This is a genomic window from Klebsiella sp. EMBS2024, from assembly GCF_036233805.1.
Lineage (GTDB): Bacteria > Pseudomonadota > Gammaproteobacteria > Enterobacterales > Enterobacteriaceae > Klebsiella > Klebsiella pneumoniae.
The window spans coordinates 4,371,100-4,386,484 of the sequence record NZ_JAZARW010000001.1; the positions used below are offsets into that span (position 1 = coordinate 4,371,100).

14 protein-coding genes are annotated in these 15,385 nt (G+C 58.5%); 11 read left to right on the forward strand and 3 right to left on the reverse strand.

Annotation, left to right across the window (positions count from 1 at the left end):
* Positions 1 to 59 precede the first annotated feature (59 nt).
* The 3 genes from VZP09_RS20020 to VZP09_RS20030 all read left to right on the forward strand — a co-directional run bounded on the left by VZP09_RS20020 (position 60) and on the right by VZP09_RS20030 (position 2,913).
* Positions 60 to 923, forward strand: a complete 864-nt coding sequence (locus tag VZP09_RS20020; protein WP_002922636.1) for a YicC/YloC family endoribonuclease — start codon at positions 60 to 62, stop codon at positions 921 to 923.
* Between the two features lie 182 nt (positions 924 to 1,105).
* Positions 1,106 to 1,852, forward strand: coding sequence for an isocitrate lyase/PEP mutase family protein (locus tag VZP09_RS20025; protein WP_004181536.1), 747 nt, complete (start codon positions 1,106 to 1,108; stop codon positions 1,850 to 1,852).
* Between the two features lie 2 nt (positions 1,853 to 1,854).
* Complete coding sequence (locus VZP09_RS20030) at positions 1,855 to 2,913, forward strand: bifunctional transcriptional activator/DNA repair enzyme AdaA (protein ID WP_004151500.1); 1,059 nt, start codon at positions 1,855 to 1,857, stop codon at positions 2,911 to 2,913.
* Positions 2,914 to 2,968: 55 nt separating this feature from the next.
* Here VZP09_RS20030 and VZP09_RS20035 read toward each other — a convergent pair whose 3' ends face one another.
* On the reverse strand, positions 2,969 to 4,219 hold the full coding sequence (locus VZP09_RS20035; RefSeq protein WP_004188107.1) for a chloride channel protein: 1,251 nt from the start codon (positions 4,217 to 4,219) through the stop codon (positions 2,969 to 2,971).
* A gap of 275 nt (positions 4,220 to 4,494) precedes the next feature.
* On the opposite strand from VZP09_RS20035, the gene VZP09_RS20040 reads away from it, so the two are divergent.
* Complete coding sequence (locus tag VZP09_RS20040; protein WP_002922654.1) at positions 4,495 to 5,112, forward strand: trimeric intracellular cation channel family protein; 618 nt, start codon at positions 4,495 to 4,497, stop codon at positions 5,110 to 5,112.
* Positions 5,113 to 5,117: 5 nt separating this feature from the next.
* On the opposite strand, the gene ligB is transcribed toward VZP09_RS20040, so the two are convergent.
* Positions 5,118 to 6,794 (reverse strand): NAD-dependent DNA ligase LigB, encoded by a 1,677-nt coding sequence (ligB, locus tag VZP09_RS20045; protein ID WP_328795369.1) that lies wholly within the window; start codon positions 6,792 to 6,794, stop codon positions 5,118 to 5,120.
* A gap of 258 nt (positions 6,795 to 7,052) precedes the next feature.
* On the opposite strand from ligB, the gene gmk reads away from it, so the two are divergent.
* The 7 genes from gmk to fpr all read left to right on the forward strand — a co-directional run bounded on the left by gmk (position 7,053) and on the right by fpr (position 14,882).
* The gene (gmk, locus tag VZP09_RS20050) at positions 7,053 to 7,676 is read left to right on the forward strand and encodes a guanylate kinase (protein ID WP_002922664.1); all 624 of its coding nucleotides are present in this window, start codon (positions 7,053 to 7,055) and stop codon (positions 7,674 to 7,676) included.
* Positions 7,677 to 7,730: 54 nt separating this feature from the next.
* Positions 7,731 to 8,006 (forward strand): DNA-directed RNA polymerase subunit omega, encoded by a 276-nt coding sequence (gene rpoZ / locus VZP09_RS20055; protein WP_000135058.1) that lies wholly within the window; start codon positions 7,731 to 7,733, stop codon positions 8,004 to 8,006.
* 18 nt (positions 8,007 to 8,024) lie between these two features.
* Positions 8,025 to 10,145, forward strand: coding sequence for a bifunctional GTP diphosphokinase/guanosine-3',5'-bis pyrophosphate 3'-pyrophosphohydrolase (spoT, locus tag VZP09_RS20060; protein ID WP_004150214.1), 2,121 nt, complete (start codon positions 8,025 to 8,027; stop codon positions 10,143 to 10,145).
* Between the two features lie 4 nt (positions 10,146 to 10,149).
* Entirely contained in the window at positions 10,150 to 10,839 is a 690-nt protein-coding gene (gene trmH, locus VZP09_RS20065) for a tRNA (guanosine(18)-2'-O)-methyltransferase TrmH (RefSeq protein WP_004181538.1), read from the forward strand.
* A 5-nt stretch (positions 10,840 to 10,844) separates the two neighbouring features.
* Entirely contained in the window at positions 10,845 to 12,926 is a 2,082-nt protein-coding gene (gene recG / locus VZP09_RS20070; protein WP_004151504.1) for an ATP-dependent DNA helicase RecG, read from the forward strand.
* Positions 12,927 to 12,974: 48 nt separating this feature from the next.
* On the forward strand, positions 12,975 to 13,985 hold the full coding sequence (glpX, locus tag VZP09_RS20075) for a class II fructose-bisphosphatase (protein WP_002922903.1): 1,011 nt from the start codon (positions 12,975 to 12,977) through the stop codon (positions 13,983 to 13,985).
* A gap of 150 nt (positions 13,986 to 14,135) precedes the next feature.
* On the forward strand, positions 14,136 to 14,882 hold the full coding sequence (gene fpr / locus VZP09_RS20080) for a ferredoxin--NADP(+) reductase (protein WP_004173895.1): 747 nt from the start codon (positions 14,136 to 14,138) through the stop codon (positions 14,880 to 14,882).
* Here the strand turns inward: fpr and VZP09_RS20085 are convergent, their stop codons facing one another.
* Entirely contained in the window at positions 14,883 to 15,311 is a 429-nt protein-coding gene (locus tag VZP09_RS20085) for a DUF805 domain-containing protein (RefSeq protein WP_004901418.1), read from the reverse strand.
* Positions 15,312 to 15,385: the final 74 nt, after the last annotated feature.

Genomic DNA, 15,385 nt, shown 5'->3' on the forward strand with positions numbered 1-15,385 from the left:
AAGTCACCGCCCGCACGGCTATAATCCTTGCATTCATTATTACGAAAACAGGAACGCCTATGATCCGCAGTATGACCGCCTATGCCCGCCGTGAAATCAAGGGTGACTGGGGTAGCGCCGCATGGGAGCTGCGCTCGGTAAACCAGCGCTATCTGGAAACGTACTTCCGCCTGCCGGAGCAGTTCCGTAGTCTGGAGCCCGTGGTACGCGAGCGCATTCGCGCCCGCCTGACTCGCGGTAAAGTCGAATGCACCTTGCGTTTTGAACAAGATCCCAGCGCTCAGGGTGAACTCATCCTCAACGAAAAGCTGGCTAAACAGCTGGTAAACGCTGCCAACTGGGTGAAAATGCAGAGCGATGAAGGGGAAATCAACCCGGTTGATATCCTGCGCTGGCCGGGCGTGATGGCCGCCAAAGAGCAGGATCTCGACGCCATCGCCGCCGACATTCTGGCCGCTCTTGACGGCGCGCTGGACGACTTCATCGTCGCCCGCGAAACGGAAGGCCAGGCCCTGAAAGCGCTTATCGAGCAGCGGCTTGAAGGCGTGAGCGGCGAAGTAGCGAAAGTTCGCGCTCATATGCCGGAAATTCTCCAGTGGCAGCGCGAGCGTCTGGTCGCCAAGCTGGAAGATGCGGAAGTGCAGCTGGAAAATAACCGCCTTGAGCAAGAGCTGGTGCTGATGGCGCAGCGTATCGACGTTGCCGAAGAACTGGACCGTCTCGAAGCGCACGTTAAAGAGACCTATAACATTCTGAAGAAGAAAGAAGCTGTGGGTCGCCGTCTCGACTTTATGATGCAGGAGTTCAACCGTGAATCGAACACCCTGGCGTCAAAATCGATTAACGCCGAGGTGACCAACTCCGCGATTGAGCTGAAGGTACTCATCGAGCAAATGCGCGAGCAAATCCAGAATATCGAGTAACGCTTTCTCGTTTGTTAATGTATTTCGGTATCCAGGGCCATGATAAATCATGGCCTTTTTATTTATCTCTCTCACGGGCGAATGATAAGAATCTACTTATAAAAAATAGTCGTCCAGTTTTCGGTTGTGGCAAATAAGCACAACGCGGCACAGTCAGGAAAACACTACCGCGAGAGAAAAGAATGGACTTTAATGCGCTTCACCAGCAAAACCAACCTTTGTTGCTTGCCAATGTCTGGGATGCCAGCAGCGCTCAGGCTGCTCAGCAGGCTGGTTATCAGGCGCTGGGATCCTCCAGCGCTGCTATCGCCGCAATGTTAGGGTATGAAGATGGCGAAGAGATGAGTTTTGACGAGCTGTTTTATGTCGTCTCACGCATCAAAACCGTTAGCGAACTGCCGTTAAGCGTCGATTTAGAGGCGGGCTACGGCGCGACAACCAGCCACATCATTGACAATATCCGGCGTCTGGCGCATCTCGGCGTGAGTGGAATAAATCTCGAGGATAGTCATGTGGTGGATAGTACGCGTCGTCTTGACGATGCGGAGCGCTTTGCCGTCAAACTGCAGGAAATCACCCGCGCCTGTCCCGGTCTGTTTGTTAATGTCCGCACCGATACCTTTCTTCTCAACGTACAAGATGCGCTGGTTCAAACGCTCTATCGCGGTCAACTCTACGCCAAACACGGCGCATGCGGTTTTTTTGTGCCTTGCGTCACCCGCGCGGAGGATATTACCGCCATCGTTCACCACGTGCCTTTACCCTTAAACGTAATGTGTATGCCTGAGCTGGCTGACTTCAGCACCTTATCGACACTGGGCGTAAAACGAATTTCGATGGGCAATTTTATTTATGCTGCGACGCAGGCCAGACTGAAAGACTTATTATGTCAGGTGCAAACCCAACACTCTTTCTCAGGTGTTTTTTGACCATGAAAATTACCGACAGCATGCAGTGCGATATCTGGTATCAGGCGCTGCTTGAACGCGCGGTGGAATTCACCGGCGTTTTTTTCGTCGGCGTGAAAACCACCGGCGTATTTTGTATCTCGGTCTGTCGGGCGCGAAAACCCCGGCGGGAAAACGTCGAATTTTATAATGACTTTAAATCCGCGCTGGATGCCGGCTTCCGGCCATGCAAAGTCTGTCGCCCGACGGAGAATGCCCGGACGGCCCCCGCCTTTGTTGAACAAGCGCTCCGCCTGCTGCGAGAAGCTCCAAAGGTCCGCCTCAGCGATAGCGAGCTACGTCAGCACGATATTAGCCCGGAACGCGTTCGCCGCTGGTTCCTGCAAAACCACGGGATCACCTTTCAGGCTTTTCAACGGATGCAGCGTTTGAATATGGCGCTTCAGGAATTAAAAGCAGGCCGCTCAACTACCGATGTCGCTTTCGATAGCGGTTACGAGTCCTTAAGCGGCTTCGGCTATACCTGCAAAAAATTGACCGGTTTCGCACCCAGCGCGCAACGCCAGGTTGTTTTAATTCATCGTTTTACCACCCCGTTAGGGCCAATGTTTGTTTGTGCAACGCAACGGGGAATTTGTCTGCTGGAGTTTGTCGACAGACGAGCGCTGGAGTCAGAATTCAGCGACCTGCAGCGGCGGTTCAACGCCAGCATCATCGCAGGTGAAAATGCCCACACCAGGCAGGCGCAACAGGAAATAACGGAGTATTTCGCCGGACAGCGTCAATCGTTCGAGGTGGCGCTTGATACCCCAGGCAGCGAATTCCAGCGAGCGGTCTGGCGCCGTTTACAGCACGTTAGCTTCGGTGAGACGACGCATTATCAATCGATTGCGATGGAGATAGGTAAACCAACGGCCACGCGCGCGGTGGCTGCTGCAAACGGCGCTAACCGCGTCGCGATTATCATCCCGTGCCATCGAATTATCGGCAAAGATGGTTCGATGACCGGTTACGGCGGCGGCATTGCACGAAAAATATGGCTTATTAACCATGAGGCAACCATCAGGGAAAAACGCGGCTGATTTTACTTTCAGGATCAACGGGCCCCTCCCTGACTTTCACCGCGGCTCGGTAAGCCTATTTTTTATCCAGCGCCCGGCAGGTTAAAAACGCCCCTGCCGCGCACAGCAGCGCCGGAGCCAGATAGCTGTGATCCATGTGGGTAAACTCCATCACCAGCGCCACCGCGGTCAGCGGCATCTGCATGGAGGCGGCGAGAAACGCGGCCGCCCCCACCACAGCGAAGCTGCTTTTATCACCGCCAGGGAAGCCGAGCTGCCAGAGCGCGCAGAGCAGCAGGCTGACCAATCCGCCCACCGCCAGCCCTGGGGTTAACAATCCACCCTCCGCGCCGCCGCGCAGCACCGCCAGAATCACCACCATCTTCAATACTAACAGGACAGCGACCATGGAGAGAGGCAGCCCGTCGCTGAGCGCCAGCTGCATTGGACCCTTGCCATTGCCCGGAAGCTCGGGGAAATAAAGACTCAGGATGGCAAGAAGAGAAAACCCCAGCAGACAGAACACCGGCATCTGCCAGTTACTTCGCGCGCGTGAACGCGCCGCGCTGGTCGCTTTGCGAAAGAGCCAGGCGCCGGTGCCAAGAATCGGGCCCGCCAGAATCGCCCACCAGAGAAAGGTGTGCGGAAGCGCGCTGGAAACAAAATGGTATTGCGATTCATCCCCTAACCCCAGGGTGGCCGTCCAGGCGGCAATCGCCGAGGTCATTATCGCCGCTAGCGTTTTTTCCCAGCTAAACGACAGCAGCATGACCTCAAGGCTGAACAACGCCCCGGCCAGCGGGACGTTATAGACCGCCGCCAGACCCGCGCCCGCCCCACAGGCAATCAGCGTGCGGGTTTCATCTTCCAGCAGGCGCAGCTTACGCGCCACCATCCCCGCCCCCAGCGCGCCCATTTCCCGGGGCGCCACTTCGCGGCCAAGCGGGGAGCCCAGCGCTACGGTGACGATCTGCAGCAGCGCGTGGATCGTCGTGGTGCCCGCGGGCATGGGTACGCAGGGGTTGGCCACCGCCGCCGCAATGGAAACCCGCCTCTGCCCATAGCGACCAAGCAGCCACCAGCCAAATCCGGCGACGGCGCCGCCGGCCACGATTGCCACGATGCGGCGTGGCCAGGACGACTCCGTGACGCCCTGTAAAAATGACACCGAACCGACGATCTGCCCATAACTGTAACCAAAAGCCAGGTGCTGAATCGCGTGTAAAATTAGTGCCAAAACCATGCCGGACAGACCGGCCAGAATCCCGGTTAATACCACGGCTATCAGGCGGATCAGATGATTTTTATTCCCGGCGGCGACGCTCATTTTCTCTGGCCTTGAAAAGGAAAAATAAAAGAATAAAGGACGAGACTTAAACATTGCGTAATCATAGTGTTTTCGATAGTGATACCCATCGCTTCACTTAGCATTACTTTTTCTAATCAATAAAAATCCCTAAAAAATCAATAAACCTTTAAATCAAGCCATCACAGATACTATTTCCATTAATTTTTCCTGGCGTAAATGATTCGCTTTAGAAAATCTCAATCGTGATCCTGCGCACANATCGTTAACCTGCCCGCCATTACCTGGGGGGATCTATGCTGCTTCATGTTCTGTATTTAATCGGTATCACCGCGGAAGCCATGACCGGCGCACTGGCTGCCGGGCGCCGGCGGATGGATACGTTTGGCGTCATCATTATCGCCACTGCGACCGCGCTGGGCGGGGGTTCCGTTCGCGATATCCTGCTGGGGCACTATCCTCTTGGTTGGGTGAAGCATCCCGAATATGTCATCATTGTCGCCGTCGCCGCCGTCCTCACGACCATTGCCGCTCCGGTGATGCCGCACCTTCGTCGGCTGTTTCTGGTGCTGGACGCGCTGGGGCTGATCGTGTTTTCCATCATCGGCGCGCAGATCGCCCTGGACATGGGCGAAGGCCCGGTTATCGCCTCTATTGCCGCCGTGATCACCGGTGTCTTCGGCGGCGTACTGCGCGATATGTTCTGCAAACGCATTCCGCTGGTCTTCCAGAAAGAGCTGTATGCCGGGATCTCCTTTGCCGCAGCCGTACTCTATATTGCTCTGCAACATTACGTCAGCAGCCACGATGTGGTGGTGCTGGCTACACTGCTGTTCGGCTTTACCGCCCGCATGCTGGCGCTACGCTGGAAACTGGGGCTACCGGTCTTCCACTACACCCATGACGCCCACTAACCGCCTTAAAATCCGGGGATGCGCTGCCCGCTAAGCCATTGCGCCAGCGCCACCACGTCCGGATGGTGCAGGAAAGCCACCAGCTGGCGGGCTCTGATCTCCCCCACGCCCGGCAGCGTGCGCCATTGCGCTTCACTTTTTGCCGCCAGCAAATGCCAGTTCTCGCTTTCGAGCTGCGCCAGCGCCCCCTGCGGCACCGGGATCCCCATCGCCAGCACCCAGCGGATAAAAGGTCGTTTGCGAACGAGATCAAACTGATGCCAGAGGTGCTGCCCGCGGGCGGCGGAAATCCCTGGCACCGCCTGCAGCTGCTCAACGGTAAGCGCCAGCCAGGAAAAAATATGCGTCATCGGGTTTTGCTGCTGAATGACGCGCCATAAATTTTCCCCCACGCCATCGACATTCAGGGCGGACTTTGATGACAACCAGATCAGCCTGGAAAGAAACTGTTCGCTGCACTCAGGGGTGGCGAAATAGCAGGTTAGCGCATTAAATTTCGCCGGCGGCGGCGTCGGTTTATGGCGCTCGGCCGTCCGCCAGACGACGGCGTCGACCCGAGGAATACCCTGCCCTGCCAGACTGATCTGCAGCTGATCGCCAACCCCAATATCCAGCATCTGCCAGCGGGACACAGAGCCAACGTTAACCCGCTGCACGCGTTTATCATCCAGCCGCTGGGGCTCAAGCTCGGCCACCACGTTGAGTCTGCCGCTGCGGCCGGTACTGAAACGGATCGCCCGTACCTGCATCACCCGCGATGCCGGAGGATATTTCCAGGCTGCCAGCCACTCGCCCTTTCCGGGCGACCAGACTCGTCCCGGCGGCTCGCGTCCTTCGCGCACAATCACACCGTCGCTGACGAAGGGCTGCGGCGAGCGATACCAGCGCTGGCGCCACTGCGCCACCTGCTCGATGCGCGACACCGGATGGGTATATTGTCCGCTGTACTTAAACCCCGCCTGCGCCAGCAGCTGCTGACGACGGCGCATATCGGACGGACCGTCTGGCCAGGCCCAGATAAAGACGTCCAGTTGGCTGAGCGCCGCCGCCGCGTCGGCTCGCATCATCAACCCGGCGACTTTCGCCCGCGCATTCATCCCCCCGGCCNGCTGCTGGACATGGCCGTCCCGGCGCAGAAACAGTTCCCCCTGCAGTACGCTGTCGGCCAGTTCACCGGTCATCACTTTCGCCAGCGCCGGGATCTGCCGCGCTCGGGCGGTCCATGCCTCACCGCGTAGACCATCGCCGCGGCTAATGGCCTGAACCAGACGCCCCTGGCGATAAACGAGAGTCACCGCCACGCCGTCCACTTTAGGCTGTATCCACAGGTCGGATTTATTTTTCATCCAGCGGGCAACGCTGTCCTCATCCGCCAGCTTGCGCACGCCGGTATGGGCCACCGGATGACGCGCATCGCCGGTGGGCGGAGGCAGATCGTCATCCTCAGGCGTCGCGCCCGGAAAGCATTGTCGCCACTGCGCCAGGCGCAGGGTGAGCTGGTCGTAAACGTCATCGCTCACTCCGCTGGCGCCCTGCCGCCAGTAAGCCTCTTTCCAGGCGACAATTTGCTGATGAAGGCGGGATGTCTCCTGCCTTCCTCTGGCCGGCGGCCAGTCCGGACACGTCGCCAGCGCGCTGGCAGAGAACATCCCTAACGCCAGCCACCACCCTCCTTTACGCATTGCAGTCCCCTCCTCCATCACCTAGCGGAGAGTCTGCTGCAGAATGCCGCGAGCCGCGACGGAAGCTTTTTCGCCTTGCGAAACGCCTTCCAGGATTTACGCCTCATTGCAGCAAAGGCTGGCGAATGCAGGAAAACGGCAGGCAAAATGAAAGAAACAGCGGCAAAAAGTGTGACAATGACTGCGTCACGCCGCGGCGACGTGTATAATAGGCTCGTATGTAGGACCTCTTTCGATAACCACATACAAAAGACACTCATGGCTCAAGGCACGCTTTATATTGTTTCCGCCCCTAGCGGCGCGGGTAAATCCAGCCTGATTCAGGCTTTATTAAAAACCCAACCGTTGTATGACACCCAGGTATCGGTCTCCCATACCACGCGGGCGCCGCGTCCGGGTGAAGTGCACGGCGAACACTATTTCTTCGTGAATCACGACGAATTCCGCTCGATGATTGGCGAAAACGCGTTTCTGGAACATGCAGAGGTCTTTGGCAACTATTACGGCACGTCGCGTAAAGCGATCGAGCAGGTGCTGGCGACCGGCGTCGATGTCTTCCTCGATATCGACTGGCAAGGCGCGCAGCAGATCCGTAAAAGCATGCCCGGCGCGCGCAGTATTTTTATTCTGCCGCCGTCAAAAGATGAACTGGACCGTCGCCTGCGCGGCCGCGGCCAGGACAGCGAAGAGGTGATCGCGAAACGGATGGCCCAGGCCGTTGCGGAAATGAGCCATTACGCGGAATATGATTACCTGATTGTGAACGATGATTTTGACACCGCCCTGAGCGACCTGAAAAATATCATCCGCGCTGAACGTCTGCGCATGAGCCGCCAAAAGCAGCGACATGGCGCTTTAATCACCAAACTATTGGCAGACTGAACCCACATTCAGTATCATGCCCAGTCATTTCTTCACCTGTGGAGCATTTTAAGTATGGCACGCGTAACTGTTCAGGACGCTGTAGAGAAAATTGGTAACCGTTTTGACCTGGTACTGGTCGCCGCGCGTCGCGCTCGTCAGATGCAGGTTGGCGGAAAGGATCCGCTGGTACCGGAAGAAAACGATAAAACCACCGTTATCGCACTGCGCGAAATCGAAGAAGGTCTGATCAACAACCAGATCCTCGACGTACGTGAGCGCCAGGAACAGCAAGAGCAGGAAGCCGCTGAATTACAAGCCGTTACCGCGATTGCTGAAGGTCGTCGTTAATCACACAGCGGGTCGCCCTTGTATCTGTTTGAAAGCCTGAATCAGCTGATTCAAAACTACCTGCCGGAAGACCAGATTAAGCGTCTGCGGCAGGCGTATCTCGTTGCACGTGACGCTCACGAGGGTCAGACACGTTCAAGCGGTGAACCCTATATCACGCACCCGGTCGCGGTAGCCTGCATTCTGGCCGAGATGAAGCTCGACTATGAAACGCTGATGGCCGCGCTGCTGCATGATGTGATTGAAGATACCCCCGCCACCTATCAGGACATGGAACAGCTTTTTGGTAAAAGCGTCGCCGAGCTGGTAGAGGGGGTGTCGAAACTTGATAAGCTCAAGTTCCGCGATAAGAAAGAGGCGCAGGCCGAAAACTTTCGCAAAATGATCATGGCGATGGTGCAGGACATTCGCGTCATCCTCATCAAGCTTGCCGACCGCACCCACAACATGCGTACTCTGGGCTCGCTGCGCCCGGATAAACGCCGCCGCATCGCCCGCGAAACGCTGGAAATTTACAGCCCGCTGGCGCACCGTTTAGGTATCCATCACATCAAAACCGAGCTCGAAGAGCTGGGCTTTGAAGCACTGTACCCTAATCGCTACCGCGTCATTAAAGAGGTGGTCAAAGCGGCGCGCGGCAACCGTAAAGAGATGATCCAAAAAATCCTCTCCGAAATCGAAGGACGGTTGCAGGAAGCGGGGATCCCCTGCCGCGTCAGCGGTCGCGAAAAGCATCTGTACTCCATCTACTGCAAAATGGTGCTTAAAGAGCAGCGTTTTCACTCGATCATGGATATCTACGCCTTCCGCGTTATCGTCCATGATGCCGATATCTGCTATCGCGTGCTCGGCCAGATGCACAGCCTCTACAAACCGCGTCCAGGTCGTTTCAAAGATTACATCGCCATTCCGAAAGCGAACGGCTATCAGTCTTTGCACACCTCGATGATCGGCCCCCACGGCGTCCCGGTCGAGGTACAAATTCGTACCGAAGACATGGACCAGATGGCGGAGATGGGGGTAGCGGCGCACTGGGCTTATAAAGAGCACGGCGGCGAAAGCAGCACCACCGCGCAAATCCGCGCTCAGCGCTGGATGCAAAGCCTGCTGGAGCTGCAGCAGAGCGCCGGTAGCTCGTTTGAATTTATCGAGAGCGTAAAATCCGATCTGTTCCCCGATGAGATTTACGTTTTCACCCCGGAAGGGCGCATTGTCGAACTGCCTGCCGGCGCCACGCCGGTGGACTTCGCCTACGCGGTGCATACCGATATCGGTCATGCCTGCGTCGGCGCGCGCGTCGACCGTCAGCCCTATCCGCTGTCGCAGCCGCTCTCCAGCGGTCAGACTGTCGAAATTATCACCGCGCCGGGCGCTCGCCCGAACGCCGCCTGGCTGAACTTTGTCGTCAGTTCGAAAGCGCGCGCCAAGATCCGTCAGCTGCTGAAAAACCTTAAGCGCGACGATTCGGTCAGCCTTGGCCGTCGTCTGCTCAATCACGCGCTGGGCGGAAGCCGCAAACTCGCCGAGATCCCACCGGAGAATATCCAGCGCGAACTCGATCGCATGAAGCTGGCCTCGCTTGACGATCTGCTGGCGGAAATCGGTCTGGGCAACGCCATGAGCGTCGTGGTGGCAAAAAACCTGCAGCAGGGCGAAGCCGCTGCGGCGCCGGTACCGGCTAACGCGTCGAACCACGGTCATCTGCCAATCAAAGGCGCCGATGGCGTGTTGATCACCTTCGCCAAGTGCTGTCGTCCAATTCCAGGTGACCCGATTATCGCCCACGTCAGCCCGGGTAAAGGGCTGGTTATCCACCATGAATCATGTCGTAACATTCGCGGCTACCAGAAAGAGCCGGAGAAATTTATGGCGGTTGAGTGGGATAAAGAGACCGCTCAGGAGTTCATCACCGAAATCAAGGTGGACATGTTTAACCACCAGGGCGCGCTGGCTAACCTGACGGCGGCGATCAACACCGCGTCTTCCAATATCCAGAGCCTGAATACGGAAGAGAAAGATGGCCGCGTATACAGCGCCTTTATCCGCCTGACCGCGCGCGACCGCGTGCATCTGGCGAATATCATGCGCAAAATCCGCGTCATGCCGGACGTGATTAAAGTCACCCGTAACCGAAACTAGCTTTATGAACTCAAAGCGCTACGAGCGTATCTGCGAGATGCTCGCCAGGCGTCAGCCTGACCTGACGGTCTGCATGGAGCAGGTCCATAAGCCTCATAACGTCTCTGCGGTCATCCGGACCGCAGATGCCGTTGGCGTACACGAAGTGCATGCCGTCTGGCCGAGCAGCCGGATGCGTACCATGGCCTCCGCCGCCGCGGGCAGCAACAGCTGGGTGCAGGTTAAAACCCACCGCACTATCGCAGATGCCGTCGGCCACCTGAAAGGCCAGGGCATGCAAATTCTTGCCACTCACCTTTCCGACAAAGCCATCGATTTTCGTGAAATCGACTATACGCGTCCAACCTGCATCCTGATGGGCCAGGAGAAAACCGGCATCACCCAGGAAGCGCTGGCGCTGGCCGATCAGGACATCATTATCCCGATGATCGGCATGGTGCAGTCGCTGAACGTCTCCGTCGCCTCGGCGCTGATCCTCTACGAGGCGCAGCGCCAGCGGCAGAATGCCGGGATGTACCAACGCGCCAACAGCATGCTGCCGCCACAAGAGCAGCAGCGCCTGCTGTTCGAAGGCGGCTATCCGGTGCTGGCCCGCGTCGCCAGACAAAAAGGTCTGCCTTACCCCCACGTTAACGAGCAGGGCGAAGTGGAAGCCGATGCCGCGTGGTGGGCTACCATGCAGGCTGCGAGGTAAACCCAATGTCAGGCCGCCTGTTAGATGCCGTTCCGCTCAGTTCACTCACCGGTGTGGGCGCTGCGCAGAGCAGCAAACTGGCGAAGATTGGCCTGCATACGGTACAGGATCTGCTGCTGCACCTGCCTTTACGCTACGAAGATCGCACCCATCTTTACCCGATAGCCGAGCTACTTCCCGGAGTTTATGCCACCGTGGAAGGTGAAGTGCTCAACAGCAATATCACCTTCGGCGGCCGGCGGATGATGACCTGCCAGATCAGCGACGGCACCGGCATCCTCACCATGCGCTTTTTCAACTTCAACGCGGCGATGAAAAACAGCCTCGCGACCGGTCGTCGGGTGCTGGCCTACGGTGAAGCCAAACGCGGGAAGTACGGCGCCGAGATGATCCACCCGGAATATCGCGTCCAAGGCGATATGAGTACTCCGGAGCTGCAGGAAACGTTAACCCCAGTCTATCCGACCACCGAAGGCATCAAGCAGGCGACCCTGCGCAAGCTCACCGATCAGGCGCTTGAGCTCCTGGAAACCTGCGCGATTAGCGAACTCCTGCCGCCGGAGCTGGCGCAGGGGATGATGAGCCTGCCGGAGGCGCTGCGTACGCTGCACCGCCCGCCGCCCTCCTTGCAACTTAGCGAGCTGGAAAGCGGCAAGCACCCGGCGCAGCAGCGTCTGATTCTGGAAGAGCTGCTGGCGCATAACCTCAGCATGCTGGCGCTGCGGGCAGGCGCCCAGCGCTATCACGCCCTGCCGCTCGGCGCCAACGATACCCTGAAAAACCAACTGCTGGCCTCCCTGCCCTTTAAGCCCACCGGCGCGCAGGCGCGGGTTACCGCCGAGATTGAACACGATATGGCGCTGGACGTGCCGATGATGCGCCTGGTGCAGGGCGACGTTGGCTCCGGTAAAACGCTGGTCGCTGCCCTGGCCGCCTTGCGCGCTATCGTCCACGGCAAACAGGTGGCGCTGATGGCGCCCACCGAACTGCTTGCCGAGCAGCATGCCAATAACTTCCGCAACTGGTTCGAACCGCTGGGCATAGAAGTCGGCTGGCTGGCGGGCAAACAGAAAGGCAAAGCCCGTCAGGCGCAGCAGGAGGCTATCGCCAGCGGCGAGGTGCAGATGATTGTCGGCACCCACGCCATCTTCCAGGAGCAGGTGCAGTTTAACGGCCTGGCGCTGGTGATTATTGACGAACAGCACCGCTTCGGCGTGCATCAGCGGCTGGCGCTGTGGGAGAAAGGTCAGCAGCAGGGATTCCACCCGCATCAGCTGATCATGACCGCCACGCCGATCCCCCGCACCCTGGCGATGACCGCCTACGCCGATCTGGACACCTCGATTATCGACGAGCTGCCGCCAGGCCGAACTCCGGTGACCACCGTCGCCATCCCCGACACCCGGCGCAGCGATATTATCGACCGTGTGCGCAACGCCTGTACCCATGAAGGTCGCCAGGCCTATTGGGTCTGTACGCTGATTGAAGAGTCCGATCTNCTGGAAGCCCAGGCGGCGGAAGCCACCTGGGAAGAGCTCAAACTGGCGCTGCCGGAGCTCAATATCGGCCTCGTCCACGGGCGGATGAAACCGGCGGAGAAGCAGGCGGTGATGCAGGCCTTCAAGCAGGGCGAGATGCATCTGCTGGTAGCCACCACGGTGATTGAAGTCGGCGTCGACGTGCCTAACTCAAGCCTGATGATTATCGAAAACCCGGAACGTCTGGGTCTGGCGCAGCTGCACCAGCTCAGAGGGCGCGTCGGGCGCGGCGCGGTCGCTTCCCACTGCGTGCTACTCTATAAATCGCCGCTCTCCAAAACGGCGCAGAAACGTCTGCAGGTCCTGCGCGACAGCAACGATGGTTTCGTCATTGCCCAGAAAGACCTCGAAATTCGCGGTCCCGGCGAGCTGCTCGGCACCCGCCAGACCGGCAACGCCGAATTTAAAGTGGCGGACTTACTGCGCGATCAGGCGATGATCCCCGATGTTCAACGCATTGCTCGCCACATTCATGAACGCTATCCGCTGCAGGCCCAGGCGCTTATCGAGCGCTGGATGCCGGAAACCGAACGCTATTCCAACGCGTAGCGCGCTTTTGCCGCGCTGCGGGCAACTTTTCTACACAACGAGTGGATTATGAAACGAGAACTGGCCATCGAATTTTCGCGTGTCACCGAAGCCGCCGCGCTGGCGGGCTATAAATGGCTGGGCCGCGGCGATAAGAATACCGCCGACGGCGCAGCGGTTAACGCCATGCGCATTATGCTTAACCTCGTCAATATCGACGGCACCATCGTCATCGGCGAGGGCGAAATCGATGAAGCGCCGATGCTTTATATCGGCGAAAAAGTGGGTACCGGCAAGGGCGATGCGGTAGATATCGCCGTCGATCCCATCGAAGGCACCCGCATGACGGCGATGGGCCAGGCCAACGCCCTGGCGGTGATGGCGGTCGGCGATAAGGGCTGCTTCCTCAACGCGCCGGATATGTATATGGAAAAGCTGATCGTCGGCCCGGGCGCTAAAGGCGCTATCGATCTCAATCTGCCGCTGGAAGAGAACCTGCACAATATCGCCCGCGCCCTGAACAAGCCGCTGGGCGAGCTGACCGTCACCGTGCTGGCGAAACCGCGCCACGACGCGGTCATTGCCCAGCTGCAGCAGCTGGGCGTGCGCGTGTTCGCTATTCCCGATGGCGACGTCGCGGCCTCTATTCTCACCTGCATGCCGGATAGCGAAGTCGACGTACTGTACGGCATCGGCGGCGCGCCGGAAGGGGTGGTTTCCGCCGCGGTGATCCGCGCCCTCGACGGGGATATGCAGGGGCGCCTGCTGGCTCGCCACCACGTGAAGGGCGATAACGAAGAGAACCGCCGCATCGGTGAAAATGAGCTGGCGCGCTGCAAAACCATGGGCATTGAAGCGGGCAAAGTGCTGCGTCTGGATGAAATGGCGCGCAGCGATAACGTCGTCTTCTCCGCCACCGGGATCACCAAAGGCGATCTGCTGGACGGCATCACCCGCAAGGGCAACATGGCCACCACCGAGACGCTGCTGATCCGCGGCAAGTCGCGCACTATCCGTCGTATCCAGTCGATTCATTACCTCGACCGTAAAGATCCGGACATTCAGCAGCACATCCTGTAATACCGCTTTTTCTCTCCCAGGCAACCGTCCGCAGGCGGTTGCCCTGTTCTTCGTTTATATTTGATCAATAGAGCTTTCTTGCGCCTTCGGGGTGGAAATCTGGCTCGTCTGGACCGAAGATAAGGCATCGCTTGGCAACAGGAGAAGACGATGGCGGACTGGGTTAGCGGCAAAGTGACAAAAGTGGAGTACTGGACGGACGCCTTGTTCAGTTTATACGTGCGGGCGCCTGTTCATCCGTTTACCGCCGGGCAATTTACCAAGCTCGGGCTGGAAATCGACGGCGAACGCGTGCAGCGCGCCTACTCCTACGTCAACGCCCCCGGCAATCCCGACCTCGAGTTCTATTTGGTCACCGTCCCGGAAGGCAAGCTGAGCCCGCGTCTGGCGGCGCTGAAGCCGGGCGATGAAGTCCTGGTGGTGAGTGAAGCGGCAGGTTTCTTCGTCCTCGAGGAAGTACCGGATTGCGATACCCTGTGGATGCTGGCGACCGGCACTGCGCTGGGGCCGTACCTGTCAATTTTGCAGGAAGGCAAGGACCTTGAGCGCTTTAACAACCTGGTGCTGGTCCACGCCGTCCGCTACGCCGCGGACCTGAGCTATCTGCCGCTAATGCGCGAACTGGAGCAGCGCTATGCCGGCAAACTCCGTATTCAGACGGTGGTCAGCCGCGAAACCGTGGAAGGCTCGCTGACCGGCCGGGTGCCGTTTCTGATTGAAACCGGCGCGCTGGAAGAGGCCGTCGGCCTACCGATGACCACTGACACCAGCCATGTGATGCTGTGCGGCAACCCGCAAATGGTGCGCGATACCCAACAGCTGTTAAAAGAGACCCGGCAGATGACCAAACATCTGCGTCGCCGGCCGGGCCATATGACGGCGGAGCACTACTGGTAATCAGGCGTCCGCTTTCCAGCGCACGTCCTGGGTCTCCTTGCCGAACTTATTCTCGCCCTGGGTGCCGACAAACGCCCCCAGGTCGATCAGCATCATGACGATAATCAGCGTCGGCACAAAGCGCCCGACGCCCCACTGCCAGACCTGCGGCAACATCGACCAGTTCCCCGCCAGCAGCATCCACGCCAGAACCATCAGCAGCGCCCACAGCCCGGATTTGCCGCGATCGTGCAGCCGCTTGACCACCACCGCCGCCGTCGGCCACAGCAGGCAGACGATAATAAACGCCGCCGTCTGCAGGTTGAGCAGATTGCTGCCTGCCAGGGTAAACAGGGCGCTCATGGTCACCAGCCAGATGGCAATCCAGATCCAGAAATCGCGGCGGCCAATGCGCCCTTTAATTGAGAATAACCACTGCTGTAGGGTCATGCGTTTTTCCTTATCATCATCGTCTGCGTAGTTTACCCTGGCGTCGTGACTTTTTGACAAGCGCCGCGCTTCCC